The organism is Streptomyces sp. NBC_00647, from assembly GCF_045207245.1.
Taxonomy (GTDB): domain Bacteria; phylum Actinomycetota; class Actinomycetes; order Streptomycetales; family Streptomycetaceae; genus Streptomyces.
In genome coordinates, this window is record NZ_CP109040.1 from 9,293,496 (window position 1) to 9,308,950 (window position 15,455).

The 15,455-nt window shown below is 71.0% G+C and carries 12 protein-coding genes; 5 read left to right on the forward strand and 7 right to left on the reverse strand.

The genetic code is table 11. The annotated features are described in order from the left end of the window. Positions 1-390: 390 nt before the first annotated feature. The gene (locus tag OG788_RS40855) at positions 391-948 is read right to left on the reverse strand and encodes a DUF5709 domain-containing protein (protein ID WP_406376979.1); all 558 of its coding nucleotides are present in this window, start codon (positions 946-948) and stop codon (positions 391-393) included. Positions 949-1,161: 213 nt separating this feature from the next. On the opposite strand from OG788_RS40855, the gene OG788_RS40860 reads away from it, so the two are divergent. The 5 genes from OG788_RS40860 to OG788_RS40880 all read left to right on the forward strand — a co-directional run bounded on the left by OG788_RS40860 (position 1,162) and on the right by OG788_RS40880 (position 10,823). Next, a complete protein-coding gene (locus OG788_RS40860; RefSeq protein WP_406375972.1) occupies positions 1,162-1,335 on the forward strand; it encodes a CsbD family protein in 174 nt (57 codons plus the stop codon). A 325-nt stretch (positions 1,336-1,660) separates the two neighbouring features. Then, positions 1,661-3,205 (forward strand): MFS transporter, encoded by a 1,545-nt coding sequence (locus OG788_RS40865; RefSeq protein ID WP_406375973.1) that lies wholly within the window; start codon positions 1,661-1,663, stop codon positions 3,203-3,205. Positions 3,206-3,683: 478 nt separating this feature from the next. Beyond that, the gene (locus OG788_RS40870) at positions 3,684-5,963 is read left to right on the forward strand and encodes a M4 family metallopeptidase (RefSeq protein WP_406375974.1); all 2,280 of its coding nucleotides are present in this window, start codon (positions 3,684-3,686) and stop codon (positions 5,961-5,963) included. A 243-nt stretch (positions 5,964-6,206) separates the two neighbouring features. Next, a complete protein-coding gene (locus OG788_RS40875) occupies positions 6,207-7,901 on the forward strand; it encodes a hypothetical protein (RefSeq protein WP_406375975.1) in 1,695 nt (564 codons plus the stop codon). Positions 7,902-8,282: 381 nt separating this feature from the next. Then, positions 8,283-10,823: a discoidin domain-containing protein gene (locus OG788_RS40880; RefSeq protein ID WP_406375976.1), complete on the forward strand. Its 2,541-nt coding sequence runs from the start codon at positions 8,283-8,285 to the stop codon at positions 10,821-10,823. A 128-nt stretch (positions 10,824-10,951) separates the two neighbouring features. Here OG788_RS40880 and OG788_RS40885 read toward each other — a convergent pair whose 3' ends face one another. The 6 genes from OG788_RS40885 to OG788_RS40910 form a co-directional block, all read right to left on the reverse strand. Next, positions 10,952-11,503: a hypothetical protein gene (locus OG788_RS40885; RefSeq protein WP_406375977.1), complete on the reverse strand. Its 552-nt coding sequence runs from the start codon at positions 11,501-11,503 to the stop codon at positions 10,952-10,954. 361 nt (positions 11,504-11,864) lie between these two features. Next, a complete protein-coding gene (locus tag OG788_RS40890) occupies positions 11,865-12,131 on the reverse strand; it encodes a hypothetical protein (RefSeq protein WP_406375978.1) in 267 nt (88 codons plus the stop codon). 303 nt (positions 12,132-12,434) lie between these two features. Next, the gene (locus tag OG788_RS40895; protein WP_406375979.1) at positions 12,435-13,325 is read right to left on the reverse strand and encodes a Ppx/GppA phosphatase family protein; all 891 of its coding nucleotides are present in this window, start codon (positions 13,323-13,325) and stop codon (positions 12,435-12,437) included. Between the two features lie 314 nt (positions 13,326-13,639). Beyond that, positions 13,640-14,116, reverse strand: a complete 477-nt coding sequence (locus OG788_RS40900; RefSeq protein WP_406375980.1) for an ATP-binding protein — start codon at positions 14,114-14,116, stop codon at positions 13,640-13,642. Between the two features lie 112 nt (positions 14,117-14,228). Next, positions 14,229-14,669 (reverse strand): OsmC family protein, encoded by a 441-nt coding sequence (locus OG788_RS40905; RefSeq protein ID WP_406375981.1) that lies wholly within the window; start codon positions 14,667-14,669, stop codon positions 14,229-14,231. Between the two features lie 135 nt (positions 14,670-14,804). Continuing rightward, on the reverse strand, positions 14,805-15,443 hold the full coding sequence (locus tag OG788_RS40910; protein WP_406376980.1) for a hypothetical protein: 639 nt from the start codon (positions 15,441-15,443) through the stop codon (positions 14,805-14,807). Positions 15,444-15,455 lie beyond the last annotated feature (12 nt).

Sequence of the window (15,455 nt, forward strand, 5' to 3'; positions counted from 1 at the left end):
ATCAGCATCAGGACCACCGTGCGAACCGAAACGGGATGGGCGAAGGCGCGCCGTCCGCGGAAGAGCGCTCCGCGGACCTGTGTTCCGGCGACGGCCGACCGAACGGCACGACAGGACCGGTCCGCCCCCGAGTGGAACATCGTCAGGGGCGAGGACTGACCGCCCGCCGCACCGATACTGACCGTCCGCCGCACCGAATACTGACCGTCCGCCGCACCGAATCCTCATGAGCTCGGAGACCCGGTACGAGCTCGGAGGCTCGGTCTGCAGGTCCGTAGGCAGGCCCCTGGGCAGGTCCGTACGTACGCGAAGACTCGATCTGTACGAGTCCGAGCAGCCGATCCGTGCGAGTTCAAGGACTCCGCACACCACGGGTCCGCGCACCGACCTCTAGGGAGCCGCGTCCGTGTCGGTCCGCAGCCGGCGGACCACGTCCTCCGGGGGGCGCCGGACGTCCTCGTCCGGCAGCCGCTCGGGCACCTCGTCCGGAAACAGGTGGACGGCAGCCTCTTCCCCGGAAGGGGAGGTGGCACCGTCGATGCCGAGCTCCTCGGCGAGCATGTCGTGCTCGGCGTCCAGGTGGGCGCCCTCGTCCAGGGCGCCGGGCGAGCCCGTACGATCCGCCCCCGCCTCGTCGTCCAGGGACTCCTCGCCCTCCAGGTCGTCCTCGCCGTCGTCGGTGCCGGCCTCCTCCAGCGCCGGATCCGTCCGCTCCTCGGCCAGCTTCTCGTCCAGGGTCTCCCCTTCGCGCTGCTCACGCGGCGTGGTGCCCCAATGGTCCACGGCGAGCGGACGCTCGGGCGGCGTCCATCCTTCGTCGAAGGGATCCGAGCCCCGGTCCTCCAGAGTGTCCTCCGGGTCGAGGATGCCCTCGTCCTCGCGGACGTCGGAGCCTTCAGACTGGTAGACCTCATCACCCATGACGTCGTCCTCGCTCCGGCTGCCCATGATCTGCGCGACCCTCCGAACGGATCGAACTGTCATGGGCCCATGTATCCAGGCTGGCCCAGCCCATCCATTCCGGCACGCCGGAACCGCACGGGATCACGGAGAGTGACCGGGCGTCGGGTCCGATCGGGGATCTTCACGTTTGGCACGGGTGTGAGGGGTCACTCGACTCCTCGGCACCCGAAGTCGATCGTGATGGGGAAGTGAGACGTCGTGAGTGGAGAGCAGAAGGCCAAGGCCAAGATGGAGCAGGCCAAGGGCAAGACGAAGGAAGCGGCCGGGCACGCCGTGGGCAACGAGCGGATGACCGCCGAGGGCCGGGCCGAGAAGGCGAAGGGCGACGCGCGGCAGGCCAAGGAGAAGACGAAGGACGTCTTCAAGCACTGACGGCTCAGGCGCGGGGGAGCCGGTGCGGCCGCCAGGCCGAGCCACACGTGGGGCCCGTTCCGGGGGAACGGGCCCCACGGCTCTGCGCCCACGTCCGCCCGCAGCTCTCTGCGCGCACGGTCCTGTGCCTACGGCTGTCTGCCGAGGCTTGCGCCCGAGGCTTGCGCCCGAGGCTTGCGCCCGAGGCTTGCGCCCGAGGCTCGCGCCCCCGGGCCGTCCCGGCGCCCCGCTGCCCGGGGCGAACCACAGGGTGAAGCCCGCCCCCGTTCCCTCCGGCAGCGCCTGACCACGATGTCGTGTTGCCGGATGCCGCCACGGGCCGAAGATGGTGGGGGAGCGGTGGAGAGGAGCCCCCGGCGTGGGACGGGACACGCAGGCAGACGGACGTGAGGGCAGTACACAGGGGGCGGCCGAGGGAGCCGATCCGCGGCGCTGGCGCGCCCTGTGGGTCACCCTGGCGGCCGGGTTCATGAGCCTGCTCGACGTCACCATCGTCGCGGTGGCCCTGCCCTCCATGCAGCGGGAACTGCACGCCTCCGCACCCTCCATCCAGTGGGTCGTCTCCGGCTACGCCCTCACCTTCGCGCTCGTTCTCGTGACCGCCGGGCGGCTGGGCGACGCGATCGGCCGACGGCGGATCTTCCTGCTCGCGCTCGCCGGTTTCGTCCTGTGCAGCGCGGCGGCGGGCGCCGCACCGACCATCACGCTCCTCATCGTGGCCCGACTCGCGCAGGGCGTGGCCGCCGGCTGCCTCGCACCACAGAACTCCGCCCTCATCCAGCAGATGTTCCGGGGAGCCGAGCGGGGACGCGCCTTCGGGCTCTTCGGCGCCACCGTCGGCATCTCCAGCGCGGTGGGCCCCGTCGTCGGCGGGCTGATCCTGATGCTCGCCGACGGGCCCCAGGGCTGGCGCTGGATCTTCTATGTGAACGTCCCGGTCGGAGCCGTCGCGTTCCTGCTGGGTGTGCGCCTGCTGCCCAAGGTCGCTCCGGGCCGCCGGGAGCGACTCGACCTGCGGGGCGTTCTGCTGCTCGGCAGCGGTGTGCTCGCGATGATGCTTCCGCTGGTTCTCGCGGAGTCCGGCGGCGTACGGAAGCTGTGGTGGCTCTTCCCGGTCGGGCTGGGTCTCCTCGCGGCGTTCGCGCGGTGGGAACGGCGCCTGGCGGCCGGCGGCGGCCATCCGCTCTTGGACCCTCGCCTGGTCACGAGCACGCGCGGATACGCCGCCGGAGCGACCATCGCCGCCCTGTACTTCGTGGGGTTCAGCGGGGTGTGGCTGGTGTTCGCCCTCTACTACCAGAACGGTCAGGGCTACTCCCCTCTGCACTCGGGGCTCGCGGTGACCCCCTTCGCGATCGGTTCGGCCGTGGCCGCCGTGGTGGCGGGGCGGCTGGTGGAGCGGCTCGGCCGACTGCTGACCGTCTGCGGGCTCACCGCCGTCGCCCTCGGTCTGGGCGGAGCCGTGCTGACCCTGAGGCTCGCTCCGGGGGACAGCGCGGTGTGGTTCGCGGCTCCGGCCCTGTTCGTCGGAGGTCTGGGCAGCGGCTGCGTCATCTCGCCCAACGTCACGATGACCCTGCGGGACGTGCCGGTGCGGATGGCGGGAGCTGCCGGCGGCGCGTTGCAGACGGCCCAGCGGCTGGGCGGAGCCGTCGGCACGGCCGCGCTGCCGGGGCTGTTCTACGTGGTGCTCGGCACCGGCCGTCACGACTACCGCTCCGCCGTGGCGATCGCCGTCGGCTCCGGGGTCGTGCCCATCCTCTGCGCCCTCGGCCTCGCGGTCCACGACTGGCTGCGCGACCGCAAACCCCGGACACCGCCCTGCCCGCCGGAACTGTCCCACGGCCACACCCACGCGAGCCAGCTCTGAGGGGAGAGCCCTCGAAGGCCGGAGCAGGGGAGCGTGCTCCGAAGGCCGCCCATCGGACGCCCGGGCTCAGAGGCTGAGCACGCTTCTCCGCCAGAACGTGTCCCGCAGTCGAGCCGTGCGCGTCGACGGTGGCAGCCGTGCTCACAGCCACCTCACAGCGGCCGAGAAGGTCTGCCCGAAGTGATGAACTCGCAGTAGGCAATGGCAAGTTCAAGCCTTTGTCTTGTCGCCTCCATGACAAGACCGCCGGGGTGATGTCACTCTGCTGTCGAACGTTCACGCTTCGTTCACACCCCCCTCGGGCGCCTCGCGCCCCTCATCCCCCGCCCCCTCACGATCCATGCGCCGCCGAGTCCGCGAGCGCGTTTCGTGCGGCACTTCGTGCGGTGCTCCTTCCCGCCCAGCGCTCCGCGGACCGGCCGCACCCCGCCGGTCCGGTCGCCCGGACCTCTCCCGGGCCAACCCCCCGCAGAAGGAGATGACCTTGAACCTGCAACCCCGTTCCGCCCGTCGGCGCAGACACGCCGCTGCCCTCGCCCTCACCACCGCGAGTTCGTTACTGGTCCTCGCTGTCCAGCCGGGCGCCGCGTCCGCCGCGCCCGCTGACCCCGTTCCCGCCAAGACCGTCGCCGAGCCCCGGGCCGGTGCGGCCCAGGTCCCGCTGTCGCCCGCCAGGCACACCGCCCTCGTCAAGAGCGCCGGAGCGGAGGTCTCGGCCACCGCGAAGCGACTCGGCCTCGGAGCGCGGGAGAAACTCGTCGTCAAGGACGTCGCCCAGGACGTGGACGGCACGACCCACACACGGTACGAGCGCACCTACGCCGGGCTTCCGGTGCTCGGCGGCGACCTGGTCGTCCACCTGAAGAACGGCCGGAGCACCGTGTCCGAGGCCGGCCGGGCCGCCATCACGGTGGCGACCACCAAGCCGAGGATCGCCGCCGCCGACGCCGCGGCGAAGGCCCTCACGGTGAGCAGGAAGGCGGCCGTCGAGCGATCCGAGGTCGACGGGGCGCCCCGGCTCGTCGTCTGGGCCGCCGGAGGCACCCGCCCGGTCCTGGCCTGGGAGTCGGTGATCGAGGGCTTCCAGCACGACGGCACGCCGAGCGAGCTGCACGTCGTGACCGACGCGGCCTCGGGCAAGGTCGCCTCCCGGTACCAGGACGTGCACACCGGCACGGGTACGGGCCAGTACAGCGGCACGGTGCAGCTCGGCACCACGCCGTCCGGATCGGCGTACCAGCTGGTCGACGGGGACCGTGCGGGCCACCGCACCTACGACCTCAACCAGGGCACGTCCGGCACCGGGACCCTCTTTGCAGATGACAACGATGTCTGGGGTGACGGAACCCAGAGCAACCGGCAGACCGCCGGCGTCGACGTCGCCTACGGCGCTGCCGCGACCTGGGACTACTACAAGGACGTCTTCGGCCGCAACGGCATCCGCAACGACGGCGTGGCCGCCTACAGCCGGGCCCACTACGGAAACAGCTACGTCAACGCCTTCTGGTCCGACAGCTGCTTCTGCATGACCTACGGCGACGGCGCGAGCAACGCCAAGCCGCTGACGGCGCTGGACGTGGCGGCCCACGAGATGAGCCACGGTGTCACCAGCGCCACCGCGAACCTGACCTACTCGGGAGAGTCCGGCGGTCTCAACGAGGCGACGTCGGACATCTTCGCCGCGGCGGTGGAGTTCCACTCGAACCTCGCGGCCGACGTCCCCGACTACCTCGTCGGCGAGAAGATCGACATCCGCGGCAACGGCACGCCCCTGCGCTACATGGACAAGCCCTCCAGGGACGGATCCTCCCGCGACTACTGGGACTCCTCGCTGGGCGGCATCGACGTCCACTACTCGTCGGGGCCCGCGAACCACTTCTTCTACCTGCTCTCCGAGGGGAGCGGCCCCAAGACCGTCAACGGCGTGTCGTACGACAGCCCGACCCATGACGGCCTGGCCGTGACGGGCATCGGCATCGAGAACGCCGCCCGGATCTGGTACCGCGCACTGACGACGTACATGACGTCCACGACCGACTACGCCGGTGCCAGGGTCGCGACCCTCCACGCCGCGGCCGATCTCTTCGGGGCCTACAGCGCCACCTACCTCACCGTCGCGGACGCCTGGGCCGGCATCAACGTCGGCGACCGCATCGCCCTGGGTGTCAACATCGCCCCGGTCGCCGACCAGACCTCCGGGGTCGGCCAGGACGTGTCCCTCCAGGTGAACGCGTACACCACCAACACCGGCGCGACCCTGGCCTACGCGGCCACCGGACTGCCGGACGGCCTGGCCATCAGCGACACCGGCCTGATCTCCGGGGTCCCGACCACCACCGGGTCCAGCGACACCAAGGTCACGGTGACCGACAGCACCGGCGCGGCCGTGTCGGTGGCCTTCCAGTGGCGGGTCGCGTACGTCTACGCCAACAGCACCCGCGTCGACATCCCCGACGTGGGCGCGGCGGTCGAGTCACCCATCACCATCACGGGCCGGAGCGGCAACGCCTCGGCCACCACCGAGGTCTACGTCAACATCGTCCACACCTACCGGGGTGATCTGACGGTCGATCTGGTCGGCCCCGACGGCACCGCGTACTCGCTGCTGAACCGCAGCGGGGGTTCGGCCGACAACGTGGACCAGACGTTCACGGTGGACGCCTCGGCGCAGCCGGTCGACGGCACGTGGAAGCTCCGTGTCCGGGACCTCGCCTCGATCGATGTGGGCTACATCCAGCAGTGGCGGATCACGCCCTGACCCAGCTCCGAACCCCGTCCGACCCTGATCCGACCCGCCCGTCCGGACCGCCTTCGCGGACCGGACGGGCGAGCCGTCGGCGCTGTGATTCCGTGGACTCCCGACGTTCCGGCGGCGGGTGCCCCTCGGATGTTCGACGATGGAGGGGACAGCACGTGCCCGGTGCGGCGCGTCCACCTCTGGAGCCAGGCGGGACCGGCTCGTTGGCGCCGCCGGGCCGGCCGAAGCGTGCGGGAGAACGGCATGGACTACTACGACCTCGGCACCCACGGCCGTCCCGTGACAACGTCCTCCGCCGAGGCCCAGCTGTGGTTCGACCGCGGTCTCGTCTGGTCGTACGCCTTCCATCACGAGGAGGCCGTCGCCTGTTTCGAGGCCGCCGCTGCGGCCGATCCCGACTGCGCCATGGCGTACTGGGGCATCGCCTACGCCCTGGGCCCCAACTACAACAAGCCCTGGGAGTTCTTCGACGGCGAGGACCTGGCCCGCACGGTCGAGCGCACGCACGCCGCGGTGCGGCTCGCGGGCGAGAAGGCGGCTGCCGCGACCCCGGTCGAACAGGCCCTGATCGCTGCGCTCGCATCCCGGTACCCGCGGGCGGAACCGGTCGAGGACTGCTCGGTGTGGAACACGCCCTACGCGGACAGCATGCGCAGCGCCTACGAACTCGCCCCCGACGACCTAGACCTCGCCGCCCTCTACGCCGACGCGCTCATGAACCTCACCCCGTGGCGACTGTGGGACCTGCGGTCCGGTGAACCGGCCGAGGGCGCCCGGACGCGGGAGGCCGGGGCCGTCCTGGAGCGGGCGCTCGCCACCGAGGCCGGGGAGCGGCACCCCGGGCTCCTGCACCTGTACATCCACCTGATGGAGATGTCGCCCACCCCCGAGACCGCCCTGCCCGTCGCGGACCGGCTGCGCGGTCTGGTGCCCGACGCCGGGCACCTCCAGCACATGCCCACGCACCTGGACGTGCTGTGCGGTGACTACCGGCGCGTGGTGGCGGACAACAGTGCCGCGATCGTCGCCGACGAGAAGGTCCGCGCGCGGTCGGGCGCGATGAACTTCTACACGCTGTACCGGTCGCACGACTTCCACTTCAAGATCTACGGGGCCATGTTCCTCGGGCAGGCGAAGACCGCTCTGGAGACCGCGGCGCAACTCGAGGCGTCCATCCCCGAGGAACTGTTGCGGGTGCAGAGTCCGCCCATGGCGGACTGGCTGGAGAGCTTCCTCGCGATGCGGGTCCATGTGCTGATCCGGTTCGGCCGCTGGGACGACATCCTGCGACTGCCGCTGCCCGCCGACCCGCGGCTGTACTGCGTGACGACCGCGATGCTCCACTACGCCCGCGGTGTCGCCCTCTCCGCGACCGGCCGGACCGCCGCGGCCGAGGCGGAGCGCGGGTGGTTCCGCGAGGCGGTGTCCCGGGTCCCGGAGAGCCGCATGCTGTTCAACAACACCTGCGCCGACATCCTCGCGATCGCGTCGGCGATGCTGGACGGCGAGCTGGAGTACCGCAAGGGCAACCACGACATCGCCTTCGCCGCGCTGGAGCGGTCGATCGAGCTGGACGACGGCCTTCCCTACGACGAGCCCTGGGGGTGGATGCAGCCCACCCGCCACGCCTACGGGGCACTGCTCCTGGAACAGGGGCGCGTGGCGGAGGCGGAGGCCGTCTACCGTGCCGACCTCGGACTCGACGACACGCTGCCGCGGGCCTCGCAGCACCCCGGCAACGTCTGGTCCCTGCACGGCTTCCACGAGTGCCTGCTCCGGCTCGGCAAGGCGGGGGAGGCGAGGATCGTGGCCCAGCAGCTGAAGATCGCGCTCGCGGTGGCGGACGTACCGATCGAGGCGTCCTGCTACTGCCGTCTCGAGACCGCTGTCGATCCGGCCGCCGCTCCCGCCGAGCGGGACTGCTGTGACGGACAGTAGCTGACGGTGTGTCAAGAGTGGCTGAGAGCAGTCGATCCGGTACCTCGGCCCATGACTTCGTGACGGTCGGCCGGAGCGACCGGAGCTCTCCTTTGTCTTCAAGCCTTGACGCTTCCGTGCGGTGTTCCGCCCGCCGGTGCCCGCTTCCATCCAGGTCACACCCCGTGGGGCGGTCCGCCGACTCGGCTCCCCCGCACACGAGTTGAAGAAACTCGCGTCGCGGGACTTGCCACCCTGATGGTTCATTACTTAAATCAAACCGTGAACTAAGAGCGCCGGAAGGCCGGTTCACGCCCATCCTCACATGGCACAGCTGTTTCCCCAGCTCCCAACCCCAGTGTGTCCGCTCCGCTCGTCACCCCACCCGCATGGAGTCACGGCATGAAACTCAGAACCATGGGTGTCGCGCTCGCCGCGATGGCCGCGCTCATCACCCTGCCCCTGCAAAGACCGGCCGCCGCGGCAGAACTGCCGCTGTCCCAGGGCAAGACGGCCACGTCCTCGTCGGACGAGAACGGGGGCACTCCCGCCGCCTACGCCGTCGACGGCAACACCGCCACCCGATGGTCCTCGGCAGCCCTGGACACCCAGTGGCTCCAGGTCGACCTCGGCGCCTCGGCCGCGGTCACCAAGGTCGTCCTCAACTGGGAGGCGGCGTACGGCAGCGACTACCGCATCCAGGCGTCCCCGGACGGGAGCAACTGGACCGACATCAAGACGGTGACCGGCGGCGACGGGGGCACCGACACCCTCGACGTCTCGGGCCAGGGCCGCTACGTACGGATGTACGGCGTCCACCGCGGCACCCAGTACGGCTACTCCCTCTGGGAGTTCCAGGTGTTCGGCACCAGTGGGACCACCCCGCCCTCGACCTGTGACTCGGGCAACGCGGCGCAGGGCAAGTCCGCCACCGCCTCCTCCACCGAGAACGCGGGAACCCCGGCGTCGGCCGCCTTCGACGGCGACACCGGCACACGCTGGTCCAGCGCGGCCTCCGACCCGCAATGGGTCCAGGTCGACCTGGGAGCCACCCGCGACCTGTGCGGGATCGACCTCAACTGGGAGGCGGCGTACGGCAAGTCCTTCCAGATTGAGGCCTCCACGGACGGCCAGAACTGGACCACGCTCAAGACCGTCACCGACGGCACCGGGGGCAAGGCCTCCTACGACGTCTCCGGCCAGGGCCGCTATCTCCGGATCAACGGGACGACCCGCGCCACCGTGTACGGGTACTCCCTGTGGGAGGTCGCCGTTCACACCGGTTCAGGAGGCACCCCGCCCGTGGAGGGCGGCGGCGACCTCGGGCCCAACGTCATCGTCGTGGACCCCTCGACGCCCAACCTGCAGCAGAAGTTCGACCAGGTCTTCGCCCAGCAGGAATCGAACCAGTTCGGCGCCGGCCGCTACCAGTTCCTCATGAAGCCCGGCACCTACAACGGCATCAATGCCCAACTCGGCTTCTACACCTCGGTCTCGGGCCTCGGCCTCAATCCCGACGACGTCCACATCAACGGTGACATCACCGTGGACGCGGGCTGGTTCAACGGCAACGCCACCCAGAACTTCTGGCGTTCGGCGGAGAACCTGTCGATCACTCCCTCCAACGGCACCGACCGCTGGGCGGTGGCACAGGCGGCGCCCTTCCGCCGCATCCACGTGCAGGGCGGCCTCAACCTCGCCCCGAACGGCTACGGTTGGGCGTCCGGCGGCTACATCGCCGACTCCAAGATCGACGGCACGGTCGGCCCGTACTCCCAGCAGCAGTGGTACACCCGCGACAGCTCCGTCGGAGGCTGGACCAACGGTGTGTGGAACATGACCTTCACCGGCGTCCAGGGAGCGCCGGCGACGAACTTCGACTCCGGCCCGTACACCACCTTGGACACCACCCCGGTCTCCCGCGAGAAGCCCTTCCTCTACCTGGACGGCAGCGCCTACAAGGTGTTCGTGCCCGCCAAGCGCACCAACGCCCGCGGTGTCTCGTGGCCCAACACGGCCGGTACGTCGATCCCGCTCGACCAGTTCTACGTCGTCAAGCCGGGTGCGACCGCGGCGACCATCAACGCGGCCCTCGCCCAGGGCCTCAACCTGCTGTTCACCCCGGGCGTCTACCACCTGGACCAGACGATCAACGTGACCCGGGCCAACACCGTCGTCCTCGGTCTCGGGCTCGCGACCGTCGTGCCGGACAACGGCATCGACGCGATGCATGTGGCGGACGTGGACGGCGTCAGGCTCGCCGGCTTCCTCATCGACGCCGGCCGCTCCAAGTCCGACACCCTGCTGCAGATCGGTCCGTCGGGCGCCTCGGCCGACCACTCCGCCAACCCGACCACCATGCAGGACGTGTTCGTGCGGATCGGCGGCGCCGGCCCCGGCCTCGCCACCAACTCGGTCGTGGTCAACAGCGACGACGTCGTGATCGACCACACCTGGCTCTGGCGGGCCGACCACGGTGAAGGGGTCGGCTGGGACACCAACCGCGCCGACTACGGCCTCGTGGTCAACGGCGACGACGTCCTGGCGACCGGCCTGTTCGTGGAGCACTTCAACAAGTACGACGTGCTGTGGAACGGCGAGAACGGGCGCACGATCTTCTTCCAGAACGAGAAGGCGTACGACGTGCCCAACTCCGCCGCCATCACCCACGACGGCATCGTCGGATACGCGGCCTACAAGGTCGCCGACTCCGTGGCCGTGCACGAGGCATGGGGCCTGGGAAGCTACTGCAACTTCACCTCCGATCCGTCGATCGTGCAGGCCCACGGCTTCCAGGTCCCGGTGAAGACGGGGATCAAGTTGCACGACATCCTGGTGATCTCCCTGGGCGGCAAGGGCCAGTACGCCCACGTCGTCAACAACACCGGCGCCCCCACATCGGGGACGGACACCGTCCCGTCGAAGGTCACCACGTTCCCGTGACCCTGAGAGGTACCGACTGAGTGGTACCGACTGAACGGCATGTGGGTGCCGGTGCTCCGCCCTCTGGGGGGGAGCACCGGCACCCACGAGCCGTTCGCGCCGGGCCGGGCTCCGCCGCCGTCGCGTTCTCAGGCGGGGCGGTGTCCTGACCGGGGGCTCATCACGGCCCACTCTCGTTCCCATTGCCTGTCGCGGCACCTGTCCAGCCGTACGCGCACGACCCAGCGGGCTCCGAGCACCACCGCGGCGGCGCCGCCCGCGGCCATGGTGCCGAAGAGGACGCCCTGTGCCACCGCCTCGGTGGCCGTGGCCGGTGCTTCGTGCATCGCGCCGCGCCAGTCCTGCCAGACGGTGGCCGTGGCTCCCGCCTCGGTACCGGCCCGCACGAGCGCCGTACCGGTACGGGGCGACCCGTCGGGAGCCGTCCAGCGCACGACCCCCCGCACATCCGCGTAGACGCTGCGCGGGGCGTCCACGACCAGCACGGCGGTGGCCCTCCGCCAGTCCTGGCCGTGCCGCAGCGCCGCGTCGTGCACGCTCAGTCCGACGGCCGCACCGACCGCCGGAGCACCCGTGGTCAGCAGCACGAACGTGCCGAGCGCCACCCACGCCTCGGTCACGTCGGAGCGCCGCCGCAGCGGGTTGCGCCGCCAGCGCCAGAACCTGATCGTCGTACCCATCCCACGCCCCCTTCACTCACCGGTACACCAACTCCGGCTTCCCGGAAGCGGGCCGGGCCATGCCCCGCGCCGACAAGGACATCAAGCGGGGCCGCGCCACAACCGCCGCCTCCGTCACATGAGTTGGCCTCGACGGTCCGGCCGGTCGGGGCCCCGCGCCCGAGCGCCGCTCGCGATCACATCGCGCGAAGGCTCGAAGGCGCGAAGGCTCGAAGGGGTGAAGGCTCGAAGGGGTGAAGGCTCGAAGGGGTGAAGGCGCGAAAAGGCCAAGAGGTGAGGGGCGAGCAGGTAAGGGGGCTCGGGTGATGTCGGGGCGCCGGGACGATCGTGGGTCGGTCGGCCCGGTGCGGCGCCGGGTCATTCAGCGGGAGGTGTCCGCGTGCGTTCCCGCCCGTATGCCGGGACGCGTCGTGTCGAGGGGCGCGTCGTGAGCGCGGGGTGCTTCCTGGTCCGGCGGCCCCGCCGGTTCCACCAGGGCGGCGTGGGCGAGGAGGCGACGGGCCAGTTCACGCGCCTCGGCGGGAGTGAGGGAGGCCCACACGCCGTGTTCGTCGCCCTGGTCGGGGCCCACGTCCAGGGTGACGCGGCCGATCGGCCGGTCCCGTGTGGCCAGCCGCAGTTCCTTCACGGCGATCCTGCGGCCGCAGGATGTCACCAGGGGCAACTCGCCCGCCCCGGACTCCTGTAGTCGACGTTGTCCGGACGCCATCATCGCTCTCACGCCTTTCCACGCGCAGATCCGCCGGACCGTCCACCGGGCGAGGTGACACCCCGTGCCCCGGTACCTGCCGGGCTATTCAGATCAGCGTCACCCGTCACGGGTTTGTTCCCGCTTCTCCTCGGCACGCGCCCCCGCGAGCGGTCCCCGCACAGGTGACGGGGGGTCACACCGATGCCCCGTCCGGAGAGCGACCCTGTTCCGCTCTCCGGGTCAGCGGTGGGCGGAACCCTTGGTGCGCAGGGCACCGAGACGCTCCAGGAGCAGACCCTCCCGGGTGGACCAGGGGGAGATCTCCACACTCGTGGCCCGGCAGGCCGCCATCAGGGCCTCCGCGACGAGCGCCCCGGCCAGGGACTGCCCGGCCCGGTGACGTGAGATACCGGGCAGACGGCCACGCTCCGCGGGCCCGCGCTCGGCCAGTACGCCCACCGCGGCCCGTACCTCTTCGATGGTCAGGCGCTGCGTCTCGCGGGAGCGGCGGCGGCCGGCGGTGGTGTAGCGGGCGAGCTGGGTGAAGGTCTTGGAACAGGCCAGCACGCGCCCGTCCGGCTCGGCCCGCGGCAGGTCGGCCACCTCGGCCAGGCGGTCGCCCAGATGGTCGCGCACCTCGGCCAGTCGCCGTTTCGAGGACACGGCCTCGCCGAGTCCCCAGTCGCGGGTGACCGTGCGGGCGCCCAGCGGCAGGGAGAGGGTGGTGCGGGGCTGCTTGGCCGTGCCGGACGCGATCTCCACGGTCCCGCCCCCGATGTCGAGCACCAGCAGGGAACCGGTCCGCTCGCCCGCCCAACGGCGTGCCGCCACATAGGCCAGGCGGGCCTCCTCCTCACCGGCGAGGACCCGAAGCCGCGTGCCGGTGTGGCGCGCCACCTGGGCGAGGACCTCCTCGCGATTGGGCGCGTCGCGAATCACCGAGGTGGCGAACGCGTACACCTCCGGCAAGGACTCCCGGTCCTCGGCGAGTGTTTCGGCCACGGCGAGCTGGACGCTGCGTACCCCGGATTTGCCCAGTCGTCCCGTGGCGTCGAGTGTCTCGTGCAACTGGAGCCGCACCTTGCGGGACAGCACCTGCTCCATGTCGACCCCGGCGCGCCGTCGCGCCACGGTGAGCAACGCGCTGTGGCACCCGACGTCAAGTACACCTGCCTGCTGCACAGTGTTAACCCCCCGTTTCCCCGGTCGAACGAGACCTGCGAACTCTCCATTGTCCCGCAAGCCGACCGTGGTGAGGCCACTCGATTTCGTTTTGCCTTTTCAGACGCCCCTCGGGAGGGTCACGGGGGCGCCGTAGGGCCCCTGAGGGCCAGGGCCAGGGCCAGGGCCAGGGCCAGAGCTACGGCTACGGCGAGGGACGGCACCCGTGTCGGTGCGCTCCGGGCTTCCGCTCCGCCGGTGATGGGGCTCGGCTCGGTGTCAGGTCAGGCGAGGGGGTGGGGTACATCGCCGTCAGGGGTGTCGGCCAGCGTCACCACAGCGGTGATCCGTTTGCCGACGGGTTCCCGGCGCACCTCGAAGGCCTGGCAGACGGCCATGACGATCTCCAGCCCGTGCTGTCCGACCCTGCCCGCGTCGGCGGCACGGGCCACCGGAAGGGTCGGGTCGGAATCCCACACGGTGGCCTTCACGGCGCCCTTGTCCACCTCCAGGGACAACAGACAGGGGCCGCCCGCGTACTTGACCGCGTTGGTCACGAGTTCGCTGACGACCAGGGGCACCATGCCCATCACCCGTCCGGAGACGGGCAGCCCGGCGACCGCCTGCACGCGCGTCAGGAAATCACGGGTGAACGCCCGCGCCTGCGCAATGCACGCGGAATCACCGTCGTACGCGACGGACGCCTCGATGAGTGCACCCCGCTGTTCCTGCTGTCCTGCTTCGCTCACCGGTTGGCCCATACGATCCGTCCCGCATTCACCGTCTCCGACGTTGCGCGTCTGCCCCGGAAATCCCGCTTCACTCCACCCGGCCGCGCAAGAGTTGTGAGGCACTTGCCCGGGGTCGGCGCGGTCACGTGTCGGCGACCGTCGCGGTGACGTGCGTACCGATCTCGACCGTGCGGCTGACCGTGCAGAGCCGGTCGTGGGAGGTCTTGACCGCCCGGGGGAGGATCGCGCGGGCTCGGTCGCCGGGTTCGCCGTCCGGGAACGCCACGGAGAAGGTGACGGCCAGGTCGGTCATCCGGTTTCCGTGCTCGTCGCTGATCTTGTTGCCGGTCACGGTCACGGTGAACCGACCGGGCTCCGCGTGGCGGCTGGTCGCGACATCGACATCGGCGGCGCTGCAGCCGCCGATGGCGGCGAGCAGCAACTCGACGGGGGTGAACGCGTCGGCCCCGTCGGGATCGGAACCGGTGCCGAAGGCGATCGTCCCGCCGCGCGCGTTCGTCGCGGTGAAGTGTCCGGCACCGGTCCGTTCCACGGTGACGAGGCGCAGGTTGTTGTCGGTCATACCGCCGACCCTAATGTCGTGCCGCGCCGCCCGCCTCAGGTCGCCATGACTGGTCGAGCTGGCTCGGCCGGACAGCGGTGGCGTCGGTGATCGCGCCGGCACGCGCGGGATACGCGTCCCCGTGCCGGACGGGGGTCAGCCGGACGGCGTCCCGTGCGGGACCTCCGGCAGCGGGGCGGAGACGGCCCAGTCCTCGTCGAGCTTCTCCGCCAATGCCGAGGCTGTCGTGGACGGAACGTGCGTCGCGGCCCAGCGGCCGACGCAGGCCAGGAAGCCGGCCAGATCCTCCTGGACGGAGCCCAGGAGGAGAGGGAGCTGCGCCCGGGGAATGTCGATGGAGCGCCCCGCGCCCCGATCCTCGTCGGGCCAGAGCCTGACGATCGCCCCGGCGTGCTCGACCACCGGCGTGGGATCGTGGCCGAGCCAGGGCTCCTCACCGGTCGCCAGCCCGAGCCAGTCCCGCCAGTCCTCCGTGCCGACGCAGCATCCGGGCGCCGCCGTGACGCCGGTCGCGGTGTCCGTGAGTCTGAGGCCACCGGGAGCGACGACGCGCTCGGTGGCCTTCAGCCGGCGGATCAGCTCCCCACCGTCCTCGGGGTCCCGGGCTCCCCGTCGGCGTTCCCCCTTGTTGTAGGTGGCGAGGACCGCCATCGCCGTACCGGTCTCGGCCGGGGACAGGCGGCCGGACAACGGCAGGAGGCCGTCCGCGGGCGGGGCAGCGGTGGGCCAGAGGGTGAAGTCCCTCGCCTCGTAGGTCTCCATGACGGCATCCATGATCAGCACGCC